At 40.1% G+C, this 21,021-nt stretch carries 18 protein-coding genes; 14 read left to right on the plus strand and 4 right to left on the minus strand.

Going from position 1 to position 21,021, the window contains the following annotated elements:
- Window positions 1–45 precede the first annotated feature (45 nt).
- From rpoE to NGI26_RS01210, 4 genes are all read left to right on the plus strand, one after another.
- Window positions 46–621 (plus strand): DNA-directed RNA polymerase subunit delta, encoded by a 576-nt coding sequence (gene rpoE, locus NGI26_RS01195; RefSeq protein ID WP_353505209.1) that lies wholly within the window; start codon window positions 46–48, stop codon window positions 619–621.
- 270 nt (window positions 622–891) lie between these two features.
- Window positions 892–2,499 carry a CTP synthase gene (gene pyrG / locus NGI26_RS01200; protein WP_251934964.1) on the plus strand — a complete coding sequence of 536 codons (1,608 nt, stop codon included), beginning with the start codon at window positions 892–894 and terminating at the stop codon, window positions 2,497–2,499.
- Window positions 2,500–2,595: 96 nt separating this feature from the next.
- Window positions 2,596–3,549: a class I SAM-dependent methyltransferase gene (locus NGI26_RS01205; RefSeq protein WP_251934966.1), complete on the plus strand. Its 954-nt coding sequence runs from the start codon at window positions 2,596–2,598 to the stop codon at window positions 3,547–3,549.
- Window positions 3,550–3,598: 49 nt separating this feature from the next.
- Window positions 3,599–4,789: an acetate kinase gene (locus tag NGI26_RS01210; RefSeq protein WP_251934968.1), complete on the plus strand. Its 1,191-nt coding sequence runs from the start codon at window positions 3,599–3,601 to the stop codon at window positions 4,787–4,789.
- 60 nt (window positions 4,790–4,849) lie between these two features.
- On the opposite strand, the gene birA is transcribed toward NGI26_RS01210, so the two are convergent.
- A complete protein-coding gene (gene birA, locus NGI26_RS01215) occupies window positions 4,850–5,785 on the minus strand; it encodes a bifunctional biotin--[acetyl-CoA-carboxylase] ligase/biotin operon repressor BirA (protein ID WP_251934970.1) in 936 nt (311 codons plus the stop codon).
- Between the two features lie 212 nt (window positions 5,786–5,997).
- Here birA and NGI26_RS01220 point away from each other — a divergent pair, with 212 nt between their 5' ends.
- Window positions 5,998–7,188, plus strand: coding sequence for an O-antigen ligase family protein (locus tag NGI26_RS01220; RefSeq protein ID WP_251934972.1), 1,191 nt, complete (start codon window positions 5,998–6,000; stop codon window positions 7,186–7,188).
- A gap of 49 nt (window positions 7,189–7,237) precedes the next feature.
- Here NGI26_RS01220 and NGI26_RS01225 read toward each other — a convergent pair whose 3' ends face one another.
- Window positions 7,238–7,786: an NADPH-dependent FMN reductase gene (locus tag NGI26_RS01225; RefSeq protein WP_251934974.1), complete on the minus strand. Its 549-nt coding sequence runs from the start codon at window positions 7,784–7,786 to the stop codon at window positions 7,238–7,240.
- A 264-nt stretch (window positions 7,787–8,050) separates the two neighbouring features.
- Between NGI26_RS01225 and NGI26_RS01230 the strand changes: the two genes are divergently transcribed.
- From NGI26_RS01230 to NGI26_RS01250, 5 genes are all read left to right on the plus strand, one after another.
- Window positions 8,051–8,539 carry a cell wall elongation regulator TseB-like domain-containing protein gene (locus tag NGI26_RS01230; RefSeq protein ID WP_251934976.1) on the plus strand — a complete coding sequence of 163 codons (489 nt, stop codon included), beginning with the start codon at window positions 8,051–8,053 and terminating at the stop codon, window positions 8,537–8,539.
- Complete coding sequence (locus tag NGI26_RS01235; protein WP_251934978.1) at window positions 8,536–9,714, plus strand: pyridoxal phosphate-dependent aminotransferase; 1,179 nt, start codon at window positions 8,536–8,538, stop codon at window positions 9,712–9,714. The genes NGI26_RS01230 and NGI26_RS01235 overlap by 4 nt, the downstream gene beginning before the upstream one ends.
- A gap of 151 nt (window positions 9,715–9,865) precedes the next feature.
- Complete coding sequence (gene asnS / locus NGI26_RS01240; RefSeq protein WP_251934980.1) at window positions 9,866–11,209, plus strand: asparagine--tRNA ligase; 1,344 nt, start codon at window positions 9,866–9,868, stop codon at window positions 11,207–11,209.
- A 272-nt stretch (window positions 11,210–11,481) separates the two neighbouring features.
- Complete coding sequence (locus NGI26_RS01245) at window positions 11,482–12,681, plus strand: MFS transporter (protein WP_251934982.1); 1,200 nt, start codon at window positions 11,482–11,484, stop codon at window positions 12,679–12,681.
- 67 nt (window positions 12,682–12,748) lie between these two features.
- On the plus strand, window positions 12,749–13,516 hold the full coding sequence (locus NGI26_RS01250; RefSeq protein WP_251934984.1) for an epoxyqueuosine reductase QueH: 768 nt from the start codon (window positions 12,749–12,751) through the stop codon (window positions 13,514–13,516).
- A gap of 72 nt (window positions 13,517–13,588) precedes the next feature.
- Here NGI26_RS01250 and ntdP read toward each other — a convergent pair whose 3' ends face one another.
- Both ntdP and recX read right to left on the minus strand, forming a co-directional pair.
- Complete coding sequence (gene ntdP / locus NGI26_RS01255; RefSeq protein WP_049504712.1) at window positions 13,589–14,122, minus strand: nucleoside tri-diphosphate phosphatase; 534 nt, start codon at window positions 14,120–14,122, stop codon at window positions 13,589–13,591.
- Between the two features lie 88 nt (window positions 14,123–14,210).
- The gene (recX, locus tag NGI26_RS01260; RefSeq protein ID WP_251934986.1) at window positions 14,211–14,987 is read right to left on the minus strand and encodes a recombination regulator RecX; all 777 of its coding nucleotides are present in this window, start codon (window positions 14,985–14,987) and stop codon (window positions 14,211–14,213) included.
- A 37-nt stretch (window positions 14,988–15,024) separates the two neighbouring features.
- Here recX and rlmD point away from each other — a divergent pair, with 37 nt between their 5' ends.
- The 4 genes from rlmD to NGI26_RS01280 all read left to right on the plus strand — a co-directional run bounded on the left by rlmD (window position 15,025) and on the right by NGI26_RS01280 (window position 20,978).
- A complete protein-coding gene (gene rlmD / locus NGI26_RS01265) occupies window positions 15,025–16,392 on the plus strand; it encodes a 23S rRNA (uracil(1939)-C(5))-methyltransferase RlmD (protein WP_251934989.1) in 1,368 nt (455 codons plus the stop codon).
- A 117-nt stretch (window positions 16,393–16,509) separates the two neighbouring features.
- Window positions 16,510–17,268 (plus strand): triose-phosphate isomerase, encoded by a 759-nt coding sequence (gene tpiA / locus NGI26_RS01270; RefSeq protein ID WP_251934991.1) that lies wholly within the window; start codon window positions 16,510–16,512, stop codon window positions 17,266–17,268.
- Between the two features lie 181 nt (window positions 17,269–17,449).
- Window positions 17,450–19,186, plus strand: a complete 1,737-nt coding sequence (locus NGI26_RS01275; RefSeq protein ID WP_251934993.1) for an ABC transporter ATP-binding protein — start codon at window positions 17,450–17,452, stop codon at window positions 19,184–19,186.
- A 10-nt stretch (window positions 19,187–19,196) separates the two neighbouring features.
- A complete protein-coding gene (locus tag NGI26_RS01280; RefSeq protein ID WP_251934995.1) occupies window positions 19,197–20,978 on the plus strand; it encodes an ABC transporter ATP-binding protein in 1,782 nt (593 codons plus the stop codon).
- The last annotated feature ends 43 nt before the right edge of the window (window positions 20,979–21,021 follow it).

Below are 21,021 nucleotides of genomic sequence, written 5' to 3' on the forward strand. Positions count from 1 at the left end.
AGTTTGTTTGCTCTGGTAATAGTAGTAAAATTGAGGAGAAACGCTTTGGAATTAGAAGTATTTGCTGGGCAAGAAAAAAGTGAACTATCTATGATTGAGGTGGCTCGTGCCATCTTAGAACTTCGTGGTCGTGATCACGAAATGCATTTTAGCGATTTAGTCAATGAAATCCAAAACTATCTTGGTACCTCTAATAGCGATATTCGTGAAGCCCTACCTTTGTTCTATACAGAGTTGAACTTTGATGGTAGCTTTATCTCTCTTGGAGATAACAAATGGGGCCTTCGTTCATGGTATGGAGTAGATGAAATTGACGAAGAAATCATTGCACTTGAAGAAAGTGACGATGAAGAAGTAGCACCTAAGGCTAAGAAAAAACGAGTTAATGCCTTTATGGATGGAGATACGGATGCCATTGATTACGGTGCAGATGATCCAGAGGATGAAGACGCCTACGAAGAAGATCCAGCTCTTTCTTATGATGATGAAAATCCAGACGATGAGAAGAACGAAGTAGAAGCCTACGACGCTGAAATCAACGAAATCGCACCTGACGATCTTGGGGAAGATGTCGATCTCGTTGAAGAAGACGACGAAGATTCTGAGGAAGAAGAAGAATAATACCAAACAACAAGGGAATTCCCTTGTTGTTTTTCTTTTCTGCAGTAGAACTATAAATCTAGCAAAGAATGACATTTGACAAATGAGCCAAATTGAGGTAAGATATTGTTCGGGCACCTCTTTTTGAGGTCGGAGCTTCCTAGTTTTTAGGGAGCTATTTTTGTTTTTCCAGGAAAATTATCATACTGGATTGTAGTTGTCGATGAAGGTCTTGTTTTCTTAGTCCCCCTCTAGTGAACAAGATCTTGAGCATTTTAGAAAGAGGAATCTATGTCTACGAAATATATTTTTGTAACTGGTGGTGTGGTGTCGTCTATTGGGAAAGGGATCGTTGCGGCGAGCCTAGGACGGCTCTTGAAAAATCGTGGTTTGAAGGTAACCATCCAAAAATTTGACCCTTATATCAATATCGATCCAGGGACCATGAGTCCTTACCAGCACGGGGAAGTCTTTGTGACAGATGATGGAGCTGAGACAGATTTGGACTTGGGTCACTATGAACGTTTTATCGATATCAATCTCAATAAATACTCAAATATGACAACTGGTAAAATCTATAGCGAAGTTCTGCGTAAAGAACGTCGTGGAGAGTACCTCGGTGCAACTGTCCAAGTCATTCCTCATATTACAGATGCTTTGAAAGAAAAAATCAAGCGTGCTGCCCTAACAACTGACTCTGATGTTATTATTACAGAGGTTGGGGGAACAGTCGGCGATATTGAATTTCTTCCATTTTTAGAGGCTCTTCGTCAGATGAAGTCTGATGTCGGAGCAGATAATGTCATGTATATACATACAACCTTGCTTCCTTACCTCAAGGCGGCTGGAGAAATGAAGACCAAGCCGACTCAACACTCTGTCAAAGAATTGCGTGGTTTGGGAATCCAGCCAAATATGTTAGTCATTCGTACAGAAAAACCAGCAGGACAAGGGATTAAAAATAAATTAGCCCAGTTCTGTGATGTAGCGCCAGAAGCAGTTATTGAGTCCTTGGATGTGGATCATCTTTACCAAATCCCACTTAATCTGCAAGCTCAAGGCATGGATCAAATCGTCTGTGACCATTTGAAGATTGATGCACCGACAGCAGATATGACAGAGTGGTCAGCCATGATTGACAAGGTTATGAACCTCAAAAAACAAGTTAAGATTGCTCTTGTTGGTAAGTATGTCGAGTTGCAAGATGCCTACATTTCTGTCGTAGAGGCCTTGAAACATTCTGGTTATGCCAATGATGCAGAAGTCAAGATTGATTGGGTCAATGCTAACGATGTGACAGCTGACAATGTGGCAGAACTTCTATCTGACGCGGACGGAATCATCGTTCCAGGTGGTTTTGGCCAACGTGGAACAGAAGGCAAGATTGAAGCCATTCGCTATGTGCGTGAAAATGATGTACCAATGCTGGGAGTCTGCTTGGGAATGCAGTTGACCTGTATCGAGTTTGCCCGTAATGTCTTAGGTCTTGAAGGAGCTAATTCAGCAGAGCTAAATCCTGATACCAAATACCCTATCATCGATATCATGCGTGATCAGAATGATGTTGAGGACATGGGTGGAACCCTTCGTTTGGGACTTTATCCTTCTAAGTTAAAGCGTGGTTCTAAGGCAGCGGCAGCTTATCATAACAAAGAGGTGGTTCAACGCCGTCACCGTCACCGTTATGAGTTTAACAATGCTTTTCGTGAACAGTTTGAAGGAGCAGGTTTTGTCTTTTCAGGAGTGTCACCAGACAACCGCTTGGTAGAAATTGTGGAAATTCCAAAAAATAAATTCTTTGTGGCTTGTCAGTACCATCCAGAGCTATCAAGTCGTCCAAACCGCCCAGAAGAACTTTACACTGCTTTTGTAACAGCAGCTGTTGAAAATAGTAAATAGTAGAATAAACCTTTGAGAGTGATCTCAGAGGTTTTTATTTGTTTTCAGTATTATGAAAATCTGGAAAATAAGCTCTGAATTTGGTAAGATAAGATTATGGATTTTGAAAAAATTGAACAAGCATATACCTATTTACTAGAAAATGTCCAAATCATTCAAAATGATTTGACGACAAATTTTTACGATGCCTTAATTGAGCAAAATGGAATCTATCTGGATGGTCAGACGAATCTGGAAGATGTCAAGAAAAACAATCAAGCTTTAAAACGATTGGCTCTTCGAAAAGAAGAGTGGTTACGAACCTACCAATTCTTATTAATGAAGGCAGCGCAAACGGAACCTCTTCAGGCCAACCACCAGTTTACACCAGATGCGATTGGTCACTTGATGATTTTTTTGATGGAGCAACTGTGGCCTGCTAAAGATCTAAGTCTACTAGAATTGGGCTCTGGGATGGGAATTCTGGGTGCTAGCTTTTTAACGTCCATGAACAAAAAGGTAGATTACCTAGGGATTGAGATAGACGACCTCTTGATTGATCTGGCGGCGAGTATGGCTGAAGTTATGGATCTTCAAATGGGCTTTGTCCAAGGAGATGCAGTACGTCCACAAGTATTAAAAGAAAGTGACATCATTGTGAGCGACCTGCCTGTCGGTTACTATCCAGATGATCAGACAGCCTCACGTTATCAAGTAGCGGCTAAGAATGAACATACTTATGCTCATCATTTGTTAATGGAACAATCACTCAAGTATCTCAGAACAGGAGGCTATGCGATTTTTCTAGCTCCTAGCAATCTCTTGACGAGTCCTCAGAGTGATCTCTTGAAATCCTGGTTAACTGACCAGGCTCAATTAGTAGCTATCATAGCTTTACCAGAGGACCTCTTTGCCCAAGGAGCCCAGTCTAAAACCATTTTTGTCCTACAAAAGAAGACAGGAGAAGGAGTTGAACCATTTGTTTATCCACTTACCAGTCTTCGTGATCCTGAAATTTTGTTGGAATTTAAGGAAAATTTTCAAAATTGGTGTCAAGAACATGAAATCTAGTCTAAATTTTGATATAATAGTTGAAAACGCTTAAAAAAGGGGAAACATTATGACAAAAACCATTGCAATTAACGCTGGAAGCTCAAGTTTGAAATGGCAACTTTACCAAATGCCAGAAGAAAAAGTACTTGCAAAAGGTTTGATTGAACGCATTGGATTGAAAGATTCTATTTCTACAGTTAAGTTTGATGGTCGTTCAGAACAGCAAGTTCTTGACATTGAAAACCACACTTTGGCTGTAAAAATCTTGCTTGATGACTTGATCCGTTTTGATATTATCAAAGCTTATGATGAAATTACTGGTGTTGGACACCGTGTTGTTGCAGGTGGAGAATACTTCAAAGAGTCTACAGTTGTTGAAGGGGATGTTCTAGAAAAAATCGAAGAATTAGGACTTCTTGCTCCATTGCACAACCCTGCCAATGCAGCTGGGATTCGTGCATTCAAAGAATTGTTGCCAGATATTACAAGTGTAGCAGTCTTTGATACATCATTCCATACAACAATGCCAGAAAAAGCATACCGTTATCCATTGCCAACTAAGTACTATACAGAAAACAAAGTTCGTAAATATGGTGCTCACGGTACAAGTCACCAATATGTTGCTCAGGAAGCAGCAAAACTTTTGGGACGTCCACTAGAAGAGTTGAAATTGATCACTTGCCATATCGGTAATGGTGCTTCTATCACAGCTGTTAAGGGAGGTCAATCAATCGATACTTCTATGGGATTCACTCCACTTGCTGGTGTTATGATGGGAACAAGAACTGGAGATATCGACCCTGCTATCATTCCTTACTTGATGGAACATACAGAAGACTTCAAGACTCCAGAAGATATTAGTCGTATTCTAAACCGTGAATCTGGTCTTCAAGCCGTTTCTGGAAAATCTAGTGATATGCGTGATGTTCAAGCGGCGATGGAAGCAGGCGATCCAGATGCAACATTAGCTCTTGAAATGTACGTTGACCGTATCCAAAAACACATCGGTCAATACTTGGCAGTCTTGAATGGTGCGGATGCCATCATCTTTACTGCAGGAGTTGGTGAAAATGCAACTCTTGTGCGTGAGAAAGTTATTTCAGGTATCTCTTGGTTTGGTTGTGATGTAGATCCAGAGAAAAATGTCTTTGGAGTAACTGGAGATATTTCTACAGATGCTGCGACACTTCGTGTACTTGTCATCCCAACTGATGAAGAACTTGTCATTGCGCGTGATGTTGAGCGTTTGAAAAAATAAATGATAAGAAAAACGACCTTCTCGAAAGAGAGGTCGATTTTTTTATTTTTCAAAAATAATTCACCATTTAGTGAGTGAAACTTCACCACTATTGAGCCAGATTATTTCACCAGTAGTCAATTCTATCTGTAGTTGGCCCTGATCAGAAATATCGCATGCTTTTCCTGAGATTGTCTGCTGATCTTTCTTAAAAGAAATTTCTTTTCCTAAAACGATGGAGCGTTTTTTATAGAGATAAAGCAGTTCGTCTACATCTGTTTCGTAGAAACATTTCCAGATTTCAGCAATCAGTTCGTTTCGAGTGATTGGAATGTTTTGAGAGAATAAACTTCCAGCTTTCCCTTGTAAATTTTTTGGGAATGTAGCGATAGAAAAGTTGATACCAACACCAATAATAACATCTGTGACCAGTCCGGTTTCGACAGAAGTGATGGCCTCGGTTAGGATGCCGGCTACTTTTTTCTGATTTAGGTAAAGATCGTTCACCCACTTGATATCTAAATCAATCAGACAAAGGTTTTTAACAGCCTTATAAATTGCAGCTGCAGTCAAGAGTGTATAGGCTGGTAAATCTAGATAAGAGAGATTTGGCTTGAGGTGGAGAGACATGTAAATCCCACCTTGTTCTGGAGAATAGTAGGGGCGCTGAAACCGACCACGTCCCATCGTTTGGCCTGTTGATAGGTAGAGTGTATCTCCTTTGGCACCAGCTTCCATGGCCTCCTTGGCATCACTCTGGGTTGATTTGGTGATAGGTTTAAACTGAACTGTGATGGGGCTATTGGCTTCTATTTCTTGAGGTAAGATTAGGTCACCATGAAGAAGTTTGTAGCCACGGTTTTTGATGCTGTCAATTTCTAAACCTTCTTGTTGGAGGCGCTGGATAGCCTTCCAAACAGAGGTGCGAGAGAGGTTTAATGTCTCAGCAATTTTTTCTCCACTTAAATAATCTGTTTCGTTAGCTAAGATTTTGTAAACTTCTTGGTAGGATTTCATACTAGGCCCTTTCTGCAACATCTAGATTTATTGTACCATATTTTTAAAAAAGGATACGTGCTTAGAGAGGTATCTTAGTCTACTATAAAAATTTTACCTAGTTTTAGTTAGGATGCCATGGACAAAGTGGTTTTCAAATTATTTGAAAAATGGTAAAATGTTTTAATAGTTTATTTATCTGCGTTTTTTAGCGCAGAGAGAAAGGATCTGTTGTGAAATCAATAGGTATCATTGAAAAATTGAAAGGCTTATCCAAGCAAGAACTAGTCTTGTTAGGTGTTATTCTAAGTATTTTCTTGCCTTTTTATATTTTCGTCATCATTTTTATTGCCTACTTAATAGGTCTCATATTTACAGGAGAGATGAAGGGAATCTTAAAACGATTATCCCACCATTCTATCTTACTCTTATTTATTGGCTATAGTGGTGCTATCTCTCTTTTAGCACAAAATGTGATGGGAATGGTTGCTACCTTAGGGATGTTCCTCTTTGCGATTTTCTTTTATTATTATCAAGCCCATCTAACGCCTAAGTTTTTTAGATTAGTATTACAATCGGTTTTGTCGCTTAGTGTGCTAGCATCAGTTTTTGCAGCTTTAGAGCATTTTCAAATTGTAAAGAAATTTGATTATACTTTCTTATCACCTAAGATGCAGGTCTGGCATCAGAACCGTGCAGAAGTAGCCTTCTTTAATCCTAATTATTATGGAATAATCTGTTGCTTCTGTATCATGATTGGATTTTACTTAATTAGTACGACTAGATTGAGATGGTTGAGAATTTTCTCTCTCATTGCGATTTTTGCGAATTTGTTTGGCTTGAATTTCACTCAAAATAGAACAGCTTTTCCAGCCATTATCTTTGCTGCGATTGTTTATCTTTTCACTACCATTAAGAACTGGCGTGCCTTATGGCTAAGTATCGGAGTCTTTGGTGTTGGTCTAGCCTTTCTCTTTTCGAGTGATTTGGGAGTTCGAATGGGAACGCTCGATTCGTCTATGGAAGAACGAGTGTCTATCTGGAATGCAGGTATGACCCTATTCAAACAAAATCCGTTCTGGGGTGAAGGTCCGCTAACTTACATGCATTCGTACCCCCGTATTTTTGCTCCTTATCATGAACATGCGCATAGTATCTATATCGATACGATATTGAGTTACGGTGTAGTAGGAACGGTATTATTAGGGATTGCTTCTTCAGATCCAATCCGTATGTTGATTGATATGAGTCAAGTACCAAGTAAACGACCTATTCTTGGACTTTATCTTTCATTTTTAACAGTAGTTGCTGTACATGGAATTTTTGATCTGGCCCTCTTTTGGATTCAATCAGCCTTTATCTTTCTTCTAGTGATGTGTAGTCTACCACTCAAACATAGTATGATTCCAGAACTTGTTGATTAACAAAAAAGATAGTAGAAAATTTTCTACTATCTTTTTCTTTTACATGAGACTATTGAATAGCCTGTACCAAGTCTTCAGCTTGTTTTTCTAGAGAAGCAGCGACGCTATCTTCAAGGACTAGTTTACCATCTGCCCAAGCAGAATCATTGACACGAGCTGCGGTAAAATCACCAACAACTTGTGTACGGATAAATGGTAGAAGGTCTTTGTAGATTGCAAAGAGTTGATCGTGTCCTGCATTTGCTACAGAAGATACAGTAACAATCTTATCTTGAAGAGCAGAAGCTCCACGAGTGTCAGATAAGTCAATGGCGCGTGAAAGCCAATCTAGCAAGTTTTTCACTGTTCCAGGAATTGAGAAGTTATAGACTGGAGAAAAAATCCAGATTGCATCAGCAGCTTGAACTGCTTCACGAGCAGCAGCAACAGCTGGAAGGGTTGGGACTTCAAGGTCTTGGCTAAATAGAGGAATGGCTGAGTAGTCAAGATAGCTAACCTCAGCTTTGCCTTCAAGAGCTTTTTCAGCTTCTAGTGCCATTTGGTGGTTGAATGAACCTTCACGAAGTGAGCCAACGATAAATAATATTTTTTTAGACATAGGGAGTCTCCTTTAAATTTTTTTATCAGAATTAATCTGTTGTCACAAAATATGTTACAACAAAACAAAGTCATTTGCAAGAAATACGCTCAAAAAAAATAAAATCAATAAAATGTAAGATTCCATTTAAGAATTAAGACCGTGGGAAAGTCTATAAAAACAATGCTTGAAGTTGTGTCATGATCTCCTAAAAATGTATTGAAAATCTAGATTCATCCCCTTTCTTCACTTGTAATTCAATAGGATAGATGGTAAAATAGACGAGTGAAACAGAGACAGAAAAAAGAAAAAAATTCCCTATTATTTCAGTACATTATTGGTATCACGTTGTTAACTCTAGTCATCACTTCCTCCTTTCTTTATTTAGTATGGATCAGCATGAAGCCATATCGAACTGCTAAGTTTGAAGGAGAGAAGCTTGCTAAGCAGTATGCGAATCTAGAAACGGTAAACCAAGTGGATGTATTCAATGGCTTAGAAAGCTATTATAGTGTTCTTGGTCAAGATAAAAATCAGAAACCAGTTGCTGTTTTAATAGAAAAAAACAACAATAATATTTACGTATATCAACTAGAAAATGGTACTTCTCAAGAAAAAGCAGAAGCAGTTGTCAGAGAAAAAGGAGCAACTGAGATTGATAAGATTACCTTTGGACGGTATGCTGACAAGCCCGTCTGGGAAATCAAATCTGGAGGAAACTATTATCTAGTAGATTTTGAATCTGGTAGCCTAATCGAAAAGGAGAAGCTATGAAACTATCCAAACGTGTCTTAGAAATGGAAGAAAGTGTCACTCTGGCTAGTGATGCAAGAGCAAAGAAGTTAAAGGCTGAAGGAAAAGACGTCCTTTTCTTGACTTTAGGTCAGCCTGATTTTCATACACCTGAAAATATTCAGGATGCTGCTGTTGCAGCTATTCGAGATGGACGTGCTTCTTTCTATACGGTGGCTTCGGGTTTGCCTGAATTGAAAGCAGCGGTTAATACTTATTTTGAACTTTATTATGGATATTCTGTGGCAGCTAATGAGGTCACTTTTGCTACAGGTGCCAAGTTCTCCCTTTATACTTTCTTTATGGCTGTTATCAACCCTGGAGATGAGGTAATCATTCCAACACCATATTGGGTTAGCTATGGGGACCAGGTTAAGATGGCAGAAGGCGTTCCTGTATTTATCCAAGCTAAGGAAGACAATCACTTTAAAGTAACCGTGGAGCAATTAGAAGCGGCTCGTACAGATAAGACCAAAGTCTTGGTTCTGAACTCACCATCTAATCCTACCGGTATGATATACTCTCGAGAGGAATTGTTAGCTATTGGAAACTGGGCTGTTGATCATGATATTCTGATCCTAGCCGATGATATTTATGGACGTTTGGTCTATAACGGTCATGAATTTGTCCCAATCTCCAGTCTTTCAGAAGCTATTCGCAAACAAACCATTGTCATCAATGGAGTGTCTAAGGCATATGCTATGACTGGTTGGCGGGTAGGTTATGCAGTAGGTGACCCAGAAATTATTGCTGCTATGAGCAAATTGACCGGTCAAACGACTTCTAACTTAACTGCTGTATCTCAATATGCAACAATCGAAGCGCTAACTGGTCCACAAGACTCTGTAGAAATTATGCGTCAGGCTTTCGAGGAACGTCTCAATACCATCTATCCACTCTTGTGTCAAGTCCCTGGCTTTGAAGTGGTCAAACCGCAAGGAGCTTTCTACCTCTTCCCAAATGTTAAAAAAGCTATGGAAATGAAAGGTTATACAGATGTAACAGCATTTACCACGGCCATTCTTGAGGAAGTAGGTCTGGCCTTGATTACAGGAGCGGGATTTGGAGCACCAGAGAATGTCCGTCTCAGCTATGCGACAGACTTAGATACACTCAAAGAAGCCATTCGTCGCTTGCACCAATTTATGGAAAAATAAAAATAAGATCTTCGTCGTCTTGACGGAGATTTTTTGTAACGAAATTCTCGCGAAATTTCTCCAGTAGAAGCTAGCTATCAGAGTCTATTTGTGGTAAAATAGTGAGTAATAATGTCTTTAGACAAGTTAAACAAAAAAAGGAAGATAAAACATGACAAAACGTGTAACAATTATCGAAGTAAAAGACTACGTTGGTCAAGAAGTGACGATTGGCGCTTGGGTTGCCAACAAATCAGGAAAAGGGAAAATTGCCTTTTTGCAATTGCGTGACGGAACTGCCTTCTTCCAAGGTGTAGCCTTCAAACCAAACTTTGTAGAAAAATTTGGTGAAGAAGTTGGTCTTGAAAAATTTGAAACCATCAAACACTTGAGCCAAGAGACTTCTGTTTATGTGACAGGGATTGTCAAAGAAGATGAGCGTTCTAAGTTTGGCTATGAACTCGATATCACAGACATCGAAGTCATCGGTGAATCACAAGACTACCCAATCACTCCAAAAGAGCACGGAACAGACTTCTTGATGGATAACCGCCACTTATGGTTGCGTTCACGCAAACAAGTAGCAGTGATGCAAATCCGTAACGCTATTATCTATGCAACTTATGAGTTCTTTGATAAGAACGGCTTTATGAAGTTTGATAGCCCAATTCTTTCAGGAAATGCAGCTGAGGACTCTACAGAACTTTTTGAAACAGACTACTTTGGGACACCAGCCTACTTGAGCCAATCAGGTCAGCTTTACCTAGAAGCAGGTGCTATGGCCCTTGGTCGTGTCTTTGACTTTGGTCCAGTATTCCGTGCTGAAAAATCAAAAACGCGCCGTCACTTGACTGAGTTCTGGATGATGGATGCGGAGTATTCTTACTTGACACATGATGAGTCACTTGACTTGCAAGAAGCATATGTTAAAGCTTTGCTCCAAGGTGTTTTGGACCGTGCTCCTCAAGCCTTGGAAACCTTGGAACGTGATACAGAGCTTTTGAAACGCTACATTGCAGAGCCCTTCAAACGCATTACTTACGATGAAGCTATTGACCTCTTGCAAGAGCATGAAAATGATGAAGACGCAGACTACGAGCATTTGGAGCATGGAGATGACTTTGGTTCACCACACGAAACGTGGATTTCAAACCACTTTGGTGTACCAACCTTTGTCATGAACTACCCAGCAGCTATCAAGGCCTTCTACATGAAACCAGTTCCTGGAAATCCTGAGCGCGTGCTTTGTGCAGACTTGCTCGCACCAGAAGGTTACGGAGAAATCATCGGTGGTTCTATGCGTGAGGAAGATTACGATGCCCTTGTTGCTAAGATGGAAGAACTTGGTATGGATCGTACAGAGTACGAATTCTACCTTGACCTTCGTAAATACGGTACTGTTCCACACGGTGGCTTTGGTATCGGGATCGAGCGTATGGTAACTTTTGCAGCAGGAACGAAACACATCCGTGAAGCTATTCCATTCCCACGTATGTTGCATCGTATCAAACCTTAATAAATATGAGGCTGGGACAAAAGTCCTAGCCTCTCAATTGTCTTTTGGATTGTCGAGCAAGACGCAGTGGTTGATTGGGCTCTACTACGCTGCTTTCATCAGCTTTTACAGCCCTACTCAACTGTGCGGAGGTTGGACGACGAAATCGAATTCTAACGAATTACCGATTTCTGTCCCACTCTCACTTTAAATGAAAGAGGTGGAGAAAATGTAGGCAAATCTCAGTAAGTCTTTTAGAAACAATCATATTACATATTGAAAGAGAGAAAACGATGTTTAAAAGAACTTACAAACGCAATATTCCACTCCTAGCAGGTCTGGAATTCACATCTTATTTTGGAATTACTAGTTTTTGGATTTTATTCTTTATTCAAAATGGTCTTTCCTTACTTCAAATCGGTCTATTAGAGAGTATCTTTCATGGGACAAGTCTCTTATGTGAAATCCCATCTGGTATGTTGGCCGATCGATTTAGCTACAAGACCAATCTCTATTTGGCTCGCTTGGCCAGTATTGTGTCCTCTATCTTGATTTTGTTTGGTCAGGGGAATTTTTGGATCTATGCTCTTGCCATGATGGTCAATGCCTGGTCCTACAATTTTGACTCGGGGACTAGCACCGCTTTCTTATATGATTCGGCGGTTGAAGCGGGTCAAAAGGACCGATATCTTCAGATTTCTAGCTTTTTGTCTGGTGTGGCAGAAGTCACCCGAACCCTAGGTACAGTTGTCGCAGGCTTCTTTATTCACGGAGCATTGGCTTGGACCTATCTAATTGCTATTGGATTATCTTTTCTTTCTATAATCTTGATTTATTTTATGAAAGAACCTATGGCTAAGAGAGGAAGAAATGAAGTCTTAACCTTTAAAACGATTGTCCTGCAAGTTCGAAAAGAATGGCAGGAAAAACCAGTACTCTTTTACTGGATGATGACTTATCAGCTAGTCGGAACACTCATGTGCATGTTTTACTTTTACTATCAGCAGAAAATAAGTGACTTAGCAGGATGGCAGGTTTCACTGGTTATGCTGATTGGTAGTTTGCTAAATCTATTGGCGGTTTATGTAGCTAGTCAAATCGGTAAAAAATGGAATAGCAATCGAGTTTTTCCGATTCTTGTTGTACTAACGGGCTTGACCTTGTTATTTGTAGTTATTGGTACACCCTTGGCTTATCTATTGATCTATCTCTTGACTAATGGACTATATGCAGTTTATCAGCCTATCTATTTCAATGACTTACAAGGTTATTTACCTTCCAGTGTAAGAGCAACTATGCTTAGTATCAATTCCATGCTCTTTAGTCTTTCCATGATTGTCATTTTCCCATTGACAGGTTGGTTGATTGATCGTTGGGGTCTTGTAGCTGTCTTTTTAGTTCTAGGCCTTATCTTACTTTTAATTTATCCTATATTAATAATCAGTCTAAAAAGGATGGGCAAGCTATTAAATCAGGACTTAAAAACTGAATAGAGCACGAAATCCTATTTGCCCAAAGAGCCTTCTTGTGATAAAATAACAAGAAGAAAAGGAGAAGAGCATGATTGATGTAGAAGAAATTCTCAGCAAGATGAATCCCAATCAAAAGATCAACTATGACCGTGTCATGCAAAAGATGGTCCAAGTTTGGGAAAAAAATGAAGAAAGACCAACTATTCTCATGCACGTCTGTTGTGCTCCCTGCAGTACCTACACTTTAGAGTACTTGACTAAGTATGCCGATGTGACCATTTATTTTGCTAATTCCAATATCCATCCCAAGGCAGAATATTATAAGCGTGCTTATGTGACCCAAAAGTTTGTCAGTGATTTTAATGAGCGAACTGGCAATAACGTCCAATACCTAGAAGCACCATACGAACCCAATGAATACCGTAAATTGGTCCGTGGTTTGGAAGAAGAACCTGAAGGTGGCGATCGCTGCAAGGTTTGTTTTGACTATCGTTTGGATAAGACAGCGCAGGTAGCTATGGACTTGGGCTTTGACTACTTCGGTTCAGCCCTAACCATCAGTCCTCACAAAAATTCACAAACCATCAATAGTATCGGGATCGATGTGCAGAAAATCTACACAACTCATTATCTTCCGAGTGATTTCAAGAAGAATCAAGGCTATAAACGTTCTGTAGAAATGTGTGAAGAGTACGATATTTATCGCCAATGTTACTGTGGTTGTGTCTATGCCGCTCAAGCCCAGAATATCGACTTGGTGCAGGTCAAGAAGGATGCAACAGCCTTTATGGTAGATAAGGATATCGAGAAAGATTATTCCCATATCAAATTTACCGTTACGAAATTAGACATTTAAACGAAAGCCTGCCAAATTAGGCAGGTTTTTTGATTATAAAAAAACTAGGGCAGACACCCTAGTTTGACAACTTTACCGATTCTTTAGTTCTACGTAGCGTTTGTACCAAATGTTGACATAGGCTTCTGAGAAGGGGCCTCGTTCATTGTTAATCCAATCAACAAGAATCTTGACATGCTCTTTCAAAATATAGTCTAAGTCAGAAGAATACTTCATTTTTCGCTTATGTCGTTCATATTCCTCAACGTCCAAGAGGCGTTTCTCACCATCTGTAAAAACTTTAACATCCAAATCATAGTCAATGTATTTTAAAGCTTCTTCGTCTAGATAGTAAGGACTTGCCATATTGCAGTAGTAGGAAATACCATTATCACGAATCATAGCGATAATATTAAACCAATATTTCTTGTGAAAGTAAACAATAGCCGGTTCTCTAGTCACCCAACGACGACCATCACTCTCGGTAACGAGTGTATGGTCATTGACGCCGATAATAGCGTTCTCTGTTGTTTTTAGTACCATGGTGTCTCGCCAAGTACGGTGGAGACTCCCATCATGCTTATAACTTTGAATTGTAATAAAGTCGCCTTCTTTTGGAAGTTTCATAACTAACCAACTTTCTACAATTTATAAGTTTATCGTTTACTATTATATCATAAATCGGTCTAATTTTTTTGAATTTTACACGAAAATATTAAAGATATTCTCTGAGAGCGCTAGCTATGTCCGAAAAATCAAAGCCTTTTCGAGCTAAAACTTGGGTCAAACGCTGTTCAAGTTCGTATCCTTCATACTTTCGTGAATATTTCCGATATTGCTTGTCTAACTCTTTGAAAATTAGTTCCTGAACGTTTTCCTCTTCTAGCTGGATATCCAGCTGATCAAAGGCTACTTTGGCCTCCGAGTAAGAAAATCCTTTGTTGGTCAGACTTTGGATAATCTTATCTTGTAAAGCACGGGCAGGCAATTTACCCTGATATTTTCTCAGTAGTTTTTCAGCTGTACGCTCTGCGACTTCCATCATGTCAAATTCTTGTAAAACTTCTTGGATAATGGATTTAGCAACTCCTTTTTGAGAAATTTTTTGTATCAGCATGTAGCTTCCCTTGTCACCAGATAGCTGATTGGAATTGATGATAGCATAGGCATACTGACGGTCACTGATCCAGTTGTCATCCTTTAGAGACTGAATGACTTGAGGAATGATTTTTTCATCAATTTCATGTTTGATCAGATAATCTCGGACTTCCTTTTCGGTTCGAGCCTTGAAGGATAAGTGGTAGAGGGCTAGATTTTTTCCGTAGGAAAATTGTGCGAAGGTCTGAATCTCTGTAAACTCTTCGGGACTAATTTCCTTATCCTTGGTCAACAGAAAGCGAACAATGGTATCCTCTGTAATGTAGCAGGTTTGGTCGCTATCAAGTTCTAGCAGATAGAGTCGTTTTTTCTTTTCTAGTTTTGTGATTTTCATGTTTCTATTATAGCGCATTTTGTGATAAGATAGGGGTATGAATTTAAAAGTCAAACAAAAAATTCCATTAAAAATTAAGCGTATGGGGATTAACGGGGAAGGTATTGGTTTTTTCCAGAAAACCCTTGTTTTTGTTCCAGGCGCCCTCAAGGGAGAAGATATCTATTGTCAGGTGACTTCAGTTAAGCGTAACTACGTTGAGGCTAAACTCCTTGAGGTTAATAAAAAATCTAAGTTTCGAGTGGTTCCAGACTGCACCATTTATAATGAGTGTGGAGGTTGTCAAATCATGCACCTACATTATGACAAGCAGTTGGAGTTCAAGACAGATCTTCTACATCAAGCACTGAAGAAATTTGCACCTGCAGGTTACGAAACCTATGAGATTAGACCGACACTTGGCATGCAGAAACCAAAATATTATCGGGCTAAACTGCAATTCCAAACTCGAAGGTTCAAAGGGCAAGTGAAGGCAGGTTTATATGCTCAAAATTCCCATTATTTGGTCGAATTAAAAGACTGCCTAGTTCAAGACAAGGAAACGCAAACTATTGCCAATCGTATAGCAGAGCTCTTGACCTATTATCAAATTCCGATTACGGATGAACGGAAAATTCTTGGAGTTCGAACTATCATGGTTCGTCGAGCGCGAAAAACTGGTCAAGTCCAGATCATTATTGTGACCAATCGTCAATTGAATCTGACTCAATTTGTGAAAGACCTAGTTAAAGATTATCCTGAAGTGGTAACAGTGGCTGTGAATACCAACACTGCTAAAACTAGTGAGATTTATGGGGCTAAGACAGAGATTATTTGGGGGCAAGATAGTATACGTGAGGGTGTATTAGACTACGAATTTTCTCTTTCTCCTCGAGCTTTTTACCAGCTCAATCCTGAACAGACAGAAGTCCTCTACAGTGAAGCCATGAAAGCCTTAGATGTGACTGAGGAGGACCATTTGATCGATGCCTATTGTGGTGTTGGAACCATTGGTTTTGCCTTTGCCAAAAAAGTTAAGAGTCTGAGAGGGATGGATATTATTCCAGAAGCCATTGAGGATGCCAAAGAAAATGCTAAGCGTATGGGTTATACCAATACTCACTATGAGGCTGGAACTGCAGAAGAAATAATTCCTCGTTGGTACAAGGAAGGTTATCGTGCCGATGCCTTGATTGTGGACCCGCCGCGCACTGGTTTAGACGACAAGCTCTTGGATACCATTGTCAAATACGCTCCTGAAAAGATGGTCTATGTTTCCTGTAATGTATCTACCTTGGCGCGTGATTTAGTCCGTTTGGTAGAGGTCTATGACCTACACTATATCCAGTCAGTTGATATGTTTCCACATACTGCACGGACGGAAGCAGTGGTTAAATTAACCAAGCGCAAATTATCTCATAAATAGAAATAACAGCTCGAAAATTTTTGAAAATCAGCTTTTGGCTTACAGAGTAAGATTTGCAAGCGCCCCTAAATTATGATAAAATAAAGAGAAAATAAAATGAAAAAAGAGGTATGTGAAATGTCACGTAAACCATTTATCGCTGGTAACTGGAAAATGAACAAAAATCCAGAAGAAGCAAAAGCATTCGTTGAAGCCGTTGCCTCAAAACTTCCTTCATCAGACCTTGTTGAAGCGGGTATCGCAGCTCCAGCTCTTGATTTGACAGCTGTTCTTGCTGCTGCTAAAGGTTCAAACCTTAAAGTTGCTGCTCAAAACTGCTACTTTGAAAATGCAGGTGCTTTCACTGGTGAAACTAGCCCACAAGTTTTGAAAGAAATCGGTACTGACTACGTCGTTATCGGTCACTCAGAACGTCGTGACTACTTCCATGAAACTGACGAAGATATCAACAAAAAAGCAAAAGCGATCTTTGCAAACGGTATGCTTCCAATTATCTGTTGTGGTGAAAGCCTTGAAACATACGAAGCAGGTAAAGCTGCTGAATTCGTAGGTGCACAAGTATCTGCTGCTCTTGCAGGATTGACTGCAGAACAAGTAGCTTCAACAGTTATCGCTTATGAGCCAATCTGGGCTATCGGTACTGGTAAATCAGCTTCACAAGACGACGCACAAAAAATGTGTAAAGTTGTTCGTGACGTTGTAGCTGCTGACTTTGGTCAAGAAGTAGCTGACAAAGTACGTGTTCAATACGGTGGTTCAGTTAAACCTGAAAACGTTGCAGAATACATGGCTTGTCCAGATGTTGACGGAGCTCTTGTTGGTGGTGCATCACTTGATCCAGAAAGCTTCTTAGCATTGCTTGATTTTGTAAAATAATCTAGCTTATTCCAGACAGACAGTCAAAAGTACTAGGTGACTTTGACTGCCTGTCTTGTTTTTACTTGGAGCATTCTTGTGAAAGAGGAATTTTTTCTAGTCTAGAAAAGTTCCTTAGGGAAAGAAAGGCGTGCGAAAGCACGCTCTTTTCTGCATCTTAGGAGAAAAAGAAAGGAGAATCATGCTGTATATTTGGTCTTATCTCAAACGTTATCCCAAGTGGTTGATTTTAGACTTTCTCGGAGCAGTTTTCTTTGTCATTGTCAATCTAGGTCTACCGACCGTTCTGGCTCGCATGATTGATCAGGGAATCAATCAAGGTAATGAAGAAAAGCTCTATTTTTGGGCCGTCATCATGTTGGTCATTATCGTCTTGGGAACATTTGGGCGGATAGTCCTATCCTACGCTGCTAGTAAGTTGACTACCAATATGGTTAAGGATATGCGCAATGATGTCTATGCTAAGTTGCAAGAGTATTCTCATCACGAATATGAACAGATTGGTGTATCTTCACTGGTTACTCGTATTACCAGTGATGCCTTTGTTCTCATGCAGTTTGCAGAACAAACCCTTAAGTTGGGTGTCATTACTCCCATGATGATGCTGTCGAGCATTCTCATGATTTTCTTGACTAGCCCTTCATTAGCTTGGATTGTCGCTTTTTCTGTTCCTTTTCTAGCTGTTGTAGTTTTTTATGTGGCAGTGAAAACGCGCCCCTTATCTGAGAAACAACAAAAAACACTGGACAAGATTAACCAATATGTCCGTGAAAATTTGATGGGTTTGCGTGTTATTCGTGCCTTTGCGCGTGAAGACTTCCAAGAAAATCGTTTCGAAGAGAAAAATGCCATCTATGCGAATAATTCGAATCGTTTGTTCAAATTGACTGGTTTGACGGAGCCACTTTTTGTCCAAATCATAATCGCTATGATTGTGGCTATCGTTTGGTTTGCCCTTGATCCACTGAAGCATGGAAATTTGCAGATTGGGGATTTGGTGGCCTTTATCGAGTATAGTTTCCATGCTCTCTTGTCCTTCCTTTTCTTGTCAAATCTCTTTACCATGTATCCACGTACGGCTGTGTCTAGTGAGCGTTTGAAGGAAATCATGGACATGCCTATTTCCATTGATCCAAATGAGGACGGAATTCAAGAAACAGAAACTCACGGTTATCTAGAATTTGATAATGTGACCTTTGCCTATCCTGGAGAAACAGAGAGCCCTGTTTTGCATAATATTTCCTTTACTGCTAAACCAGGAGAAACCATTGCTTTTATTGGCTCAACTGGGTCAGGTAAGTCTACCCTGGTTCAATTGATTCCACGTTTCTATGATGTTACTCTGGGAATAATTAGGGTCGATGGTGTAGATGTTCGGGATTACCGACTCAAATCGCTTCGTCAGAAGATTGGTTTTATTCCACAGAAGGCCTTGCTCTTTACGGGAACGATCGCAGATAATCTCCGTTACGGGAAAGAAGATGCTAGTCATGAGGATTTGCACCAAGCAGCTGATGTTGCACAAGCCAAAGACTTTATCGAAAGTCGAGAAGAAGGATTTGCGACTCATCTGGCTGAAGGGGGAAGCAACCTATCCGGTGGTCAGAAGCAACGTTTATCAATCGCCCGAGCAGTCATCAAGGGACCAGACATCTACATCTTTGATGATTCATTCTCAGCCTTGGACTACCGTACAGATGCAATCTTGCGTCGCCGTCTCAAGGAAGTGACTCAAGACGCAACAGTATTGATTGTTGCGCAACGTGTTGGAACCATCATGGATGCTGACCAGATTATCGTCCTTGATAAGGGGGAAATCGTTGGTCGTGGCCGTCATGAAGAATTGATGGAAACCAATGACATCTATCGAGAAATTGCTGAGTCGCAGCTAAAAAATGCGTCTCTGACAGAAGAATAGGAGGTAAAGGATGCAAAATCAATCTAGTCTAGCTCGACTATGGAGCTATTTAAAAGCCTACCGTTTCTCTGTTTTCTTTGCAGTTTTCTTGAAAATAATCAGCGTTGTTATGAGTGTTATCGAGCCATTCGTATTGGGGCTTGCCATCACAGAGTTAACGAGCAATCTCCTTGCTATGGCAAATGGAGTTGCAGGAGCGGGTATCAATACTTCTTATATTGCAGTGATTCTACTTATCTATCTCTTGCGTGGGCTTTTTTATGAATTGGGTTCTTATTACTCAAACTACTTTATGACCAATGCTGTGCAATCCATGATACAGGATTTGCGAAATGAAATGAGCAAAAAAATCAATCGCATTCCTGTGTCCTACTTCGATAAGCACCAGTTTGGAGATTTGTTAGGTCGTTTTACCAGTGATGTAGAGACTGTGTCCAACGCACTCCAACAATCTTTCTTACAGATCGTCAATGCCGTCTTTACCATTCTTTTTGTGATGGGAATGGTTCTCTATCTAAATCTTCAGTTGGCTATCATTGTCATCTTGTCCATTCCGATTACTTATTTTGGTGCTAAAACGATTCTGAATCGTTCGCAACCGTACTTTAAACAACAGGCAGCTATCTTGGGACGTATGAATGGCTTTGTACAGGAAAACTTGACTGGTTTTAATGTTTTAAAACTTTTCGGACGTGAGGAAAACTCTCAAGAGAGATTTGAAAAGATTACCGATGAATTGCAACAGGTTGGCTTTAAGGCTAGCTTTATCTCAGGTTTGATGATGCCCGCTCTACATATCGTATCAGATTTGACTTATCTGATTGTTGCAGTTTTAGGAGGTATACAGGTTATTGCGGGGCGTTTGACGATTGGTAATATGCAGGCCTTTGTCCAATACGTCTGGCAAGTTAGCCAGCCTATCCAAAACATCACCCAGTTAGCAGGGCAAATGCAGAGCGCCAAGTCTTCGCTTGATCGTATTTTTGAAGTTTTGGATGAAACGGAGGAAGTTCAAGATCTTGAAGTGAAAGAACTATCACCTTTGACTGGGCAAGTTAGCTTTAGGAATGTTGATTTCCAATATGTAGAAAACAAACCGTTGATTCGCAATTTCAATCTGGATGTTGAACCAGGAGAGATGGTAGCCATTGTTGGTCCTACTGGAGCAGGAAAAACAACCTTGATTAACCTTCTCATGCGTTTTTATGATGTAACTGCTGGAGCCATTTTAGTGGATGGACAAGATATTCGAGACTTGTCTCGTCAGGACTACCGTCGTCAGTTTGGGATGGTCCTACAGGATGCTTGGCTCTATGAAGGTAGTATCAAGGAAAATCTTCGCTTTGGGAATCTTGAAGCAACTGATGAGGAAATCGTCGAAGCTGCTAAAGCTGCTAATGTTGACCACTTTATCCGCACCCTCCCTGGTGGCTACAACATGGAAATGAACCAAGAGTCAAGTAATATTTCTCTTGGACAGAAACAGTTGTTAACGATCGCGCGTGCACTTTTGGCGGATCCTAAAATCTTAATTTTAGACGAGGCAACCTCATCAGTCGATACCCGTCTAGAACTCTTGATTCAAAAGGCTATGAAGCGTTTGATGAAGGGAAGAACTAGCTTTGTCATTGCCCATCGACTTTCTACGATTCAGGAAGCTGATAAGATAGTGGTACTTAAAGATGGGCAGATTATCGAACAAGGAAATCACGAAAGTCTCTTAAACGCAAAAGGCTTCTATTATGACCTTTATCAAAGTCAATTTTCTGGGAAAGACACAGAAAATAACTAGAAAAATTCTCTTTCTTATTCTTAAATTATCAGTCTATTACAAC

This window comes from Streptococcus sp. Marseille-Q0941, from assembly GCF_943736975.1.
In the GTDB taxonomy this organism is placed as follows: domain Bacteria; phylum Bacillota; class Bacilli; order Lactobacillales; family Streptococcaceae; genus Streptococcus.

Bases quoted from the DNA above. Each gene is read 5' to 3' on its own strand.
- NGI26_RS01225 (WP_251934974.1), bottom strand. From the start codon at position 7,786: ATGTCTAAAAAAATATTATTTATCGTTGGCTCACTTCGTGAAGGTTCA.
- NGI26_RS01275 (WP_251934993.1), top strand. From the start codon at position 17,450: ATGCTGTATATTTGGTCTTATCTCAAACGTTATCCCAAGTGGTTGATT.
- asnS (WP_251934980.1), top strand. From the start codon at position 9,866: ATGACAAAACGTGTAACAATTATCGAAGTAAAAGACTACGTTGGTCAA.
- NGI26_RS01280 (WP_251934995.1), top strand. From the start codon at position 19,197: ATGCAAAATCAATCTAGTCTAGCTCGACTATGGAGCTATTTAAAAGCC.
- tpiA (WP_251934991.1), top strand. From the start codon at position 16,510: ATGTCACGTAAACCATTTATCGCTGGTAACTGGAAAATGAACAAAAAT.
- NGI26_RS01250 (WP_251934984.1), top strand. From the start codon at position 12,749: ATGATTGATGTAGAAGAAATTCTCAGCAAGATGAATCCCAATCAAAAG.
- NGI26_RS01235 (WP_251934978.1), top strand. From the start codon at position 8,536: ATGAAACTATCCAAACGTGTCTTAGAAATGGAAGAAAGTGTCACTCTG.
- NGI26_RS01210 (WP_251934968.1), top strand. From the start codon at position 3,599: ATGACAAAAACCATTGCAATTAACGCTGGAAGCTCAAGTTTGAAATGG.
- ntdP (WP_049504712.1), bottom strand. From the start codon at position 14,122: ATGAAACTTCCAAAAGAAGGCGACTTTATTACAATTCAAAGTTATAAG.
- pyrG (WP_251934964.1), top strand. From the start codon at position 892: ATGTCTACGAAATATATTTTTGTAACTGGTGGTGTGGTGTCGTCTATT.
- NGI26_RS01245 (WP_251934982.1), top strand. From the start codon at position 11,482: ATGTTTAAAAGAACTTACAAACGCAATATTCCACTCCTAGCAGGTCTG.
- NGI26_RS01205 (WP_251934966.1), top strand. From the start codon at position 2,596: ATGGATTTTGAAAAAATTGAACAAGCATATACCTATTTACTAGAAAAT.
- rlmD (WP_251934989.1), top strand. From the start codon at position 15,025: ATGAATTTAAAAGTCAAACAAAAAATTCCATTAAAAATTAAGCGTATG.
- birA (WP_251934970.1), bottom strand. From the start codon at position 5,785: ATGAAATCCTACCAAGAAGTTTACAAAATCTTAGCTAACGAAACAGAT.
- recX (WP_251934986.1), bottom strand. From the start codon at position 14,987: ATGAAAATCACAAAACTAGAAAAGAAAAAACGACTCTATCTGCTAGAA.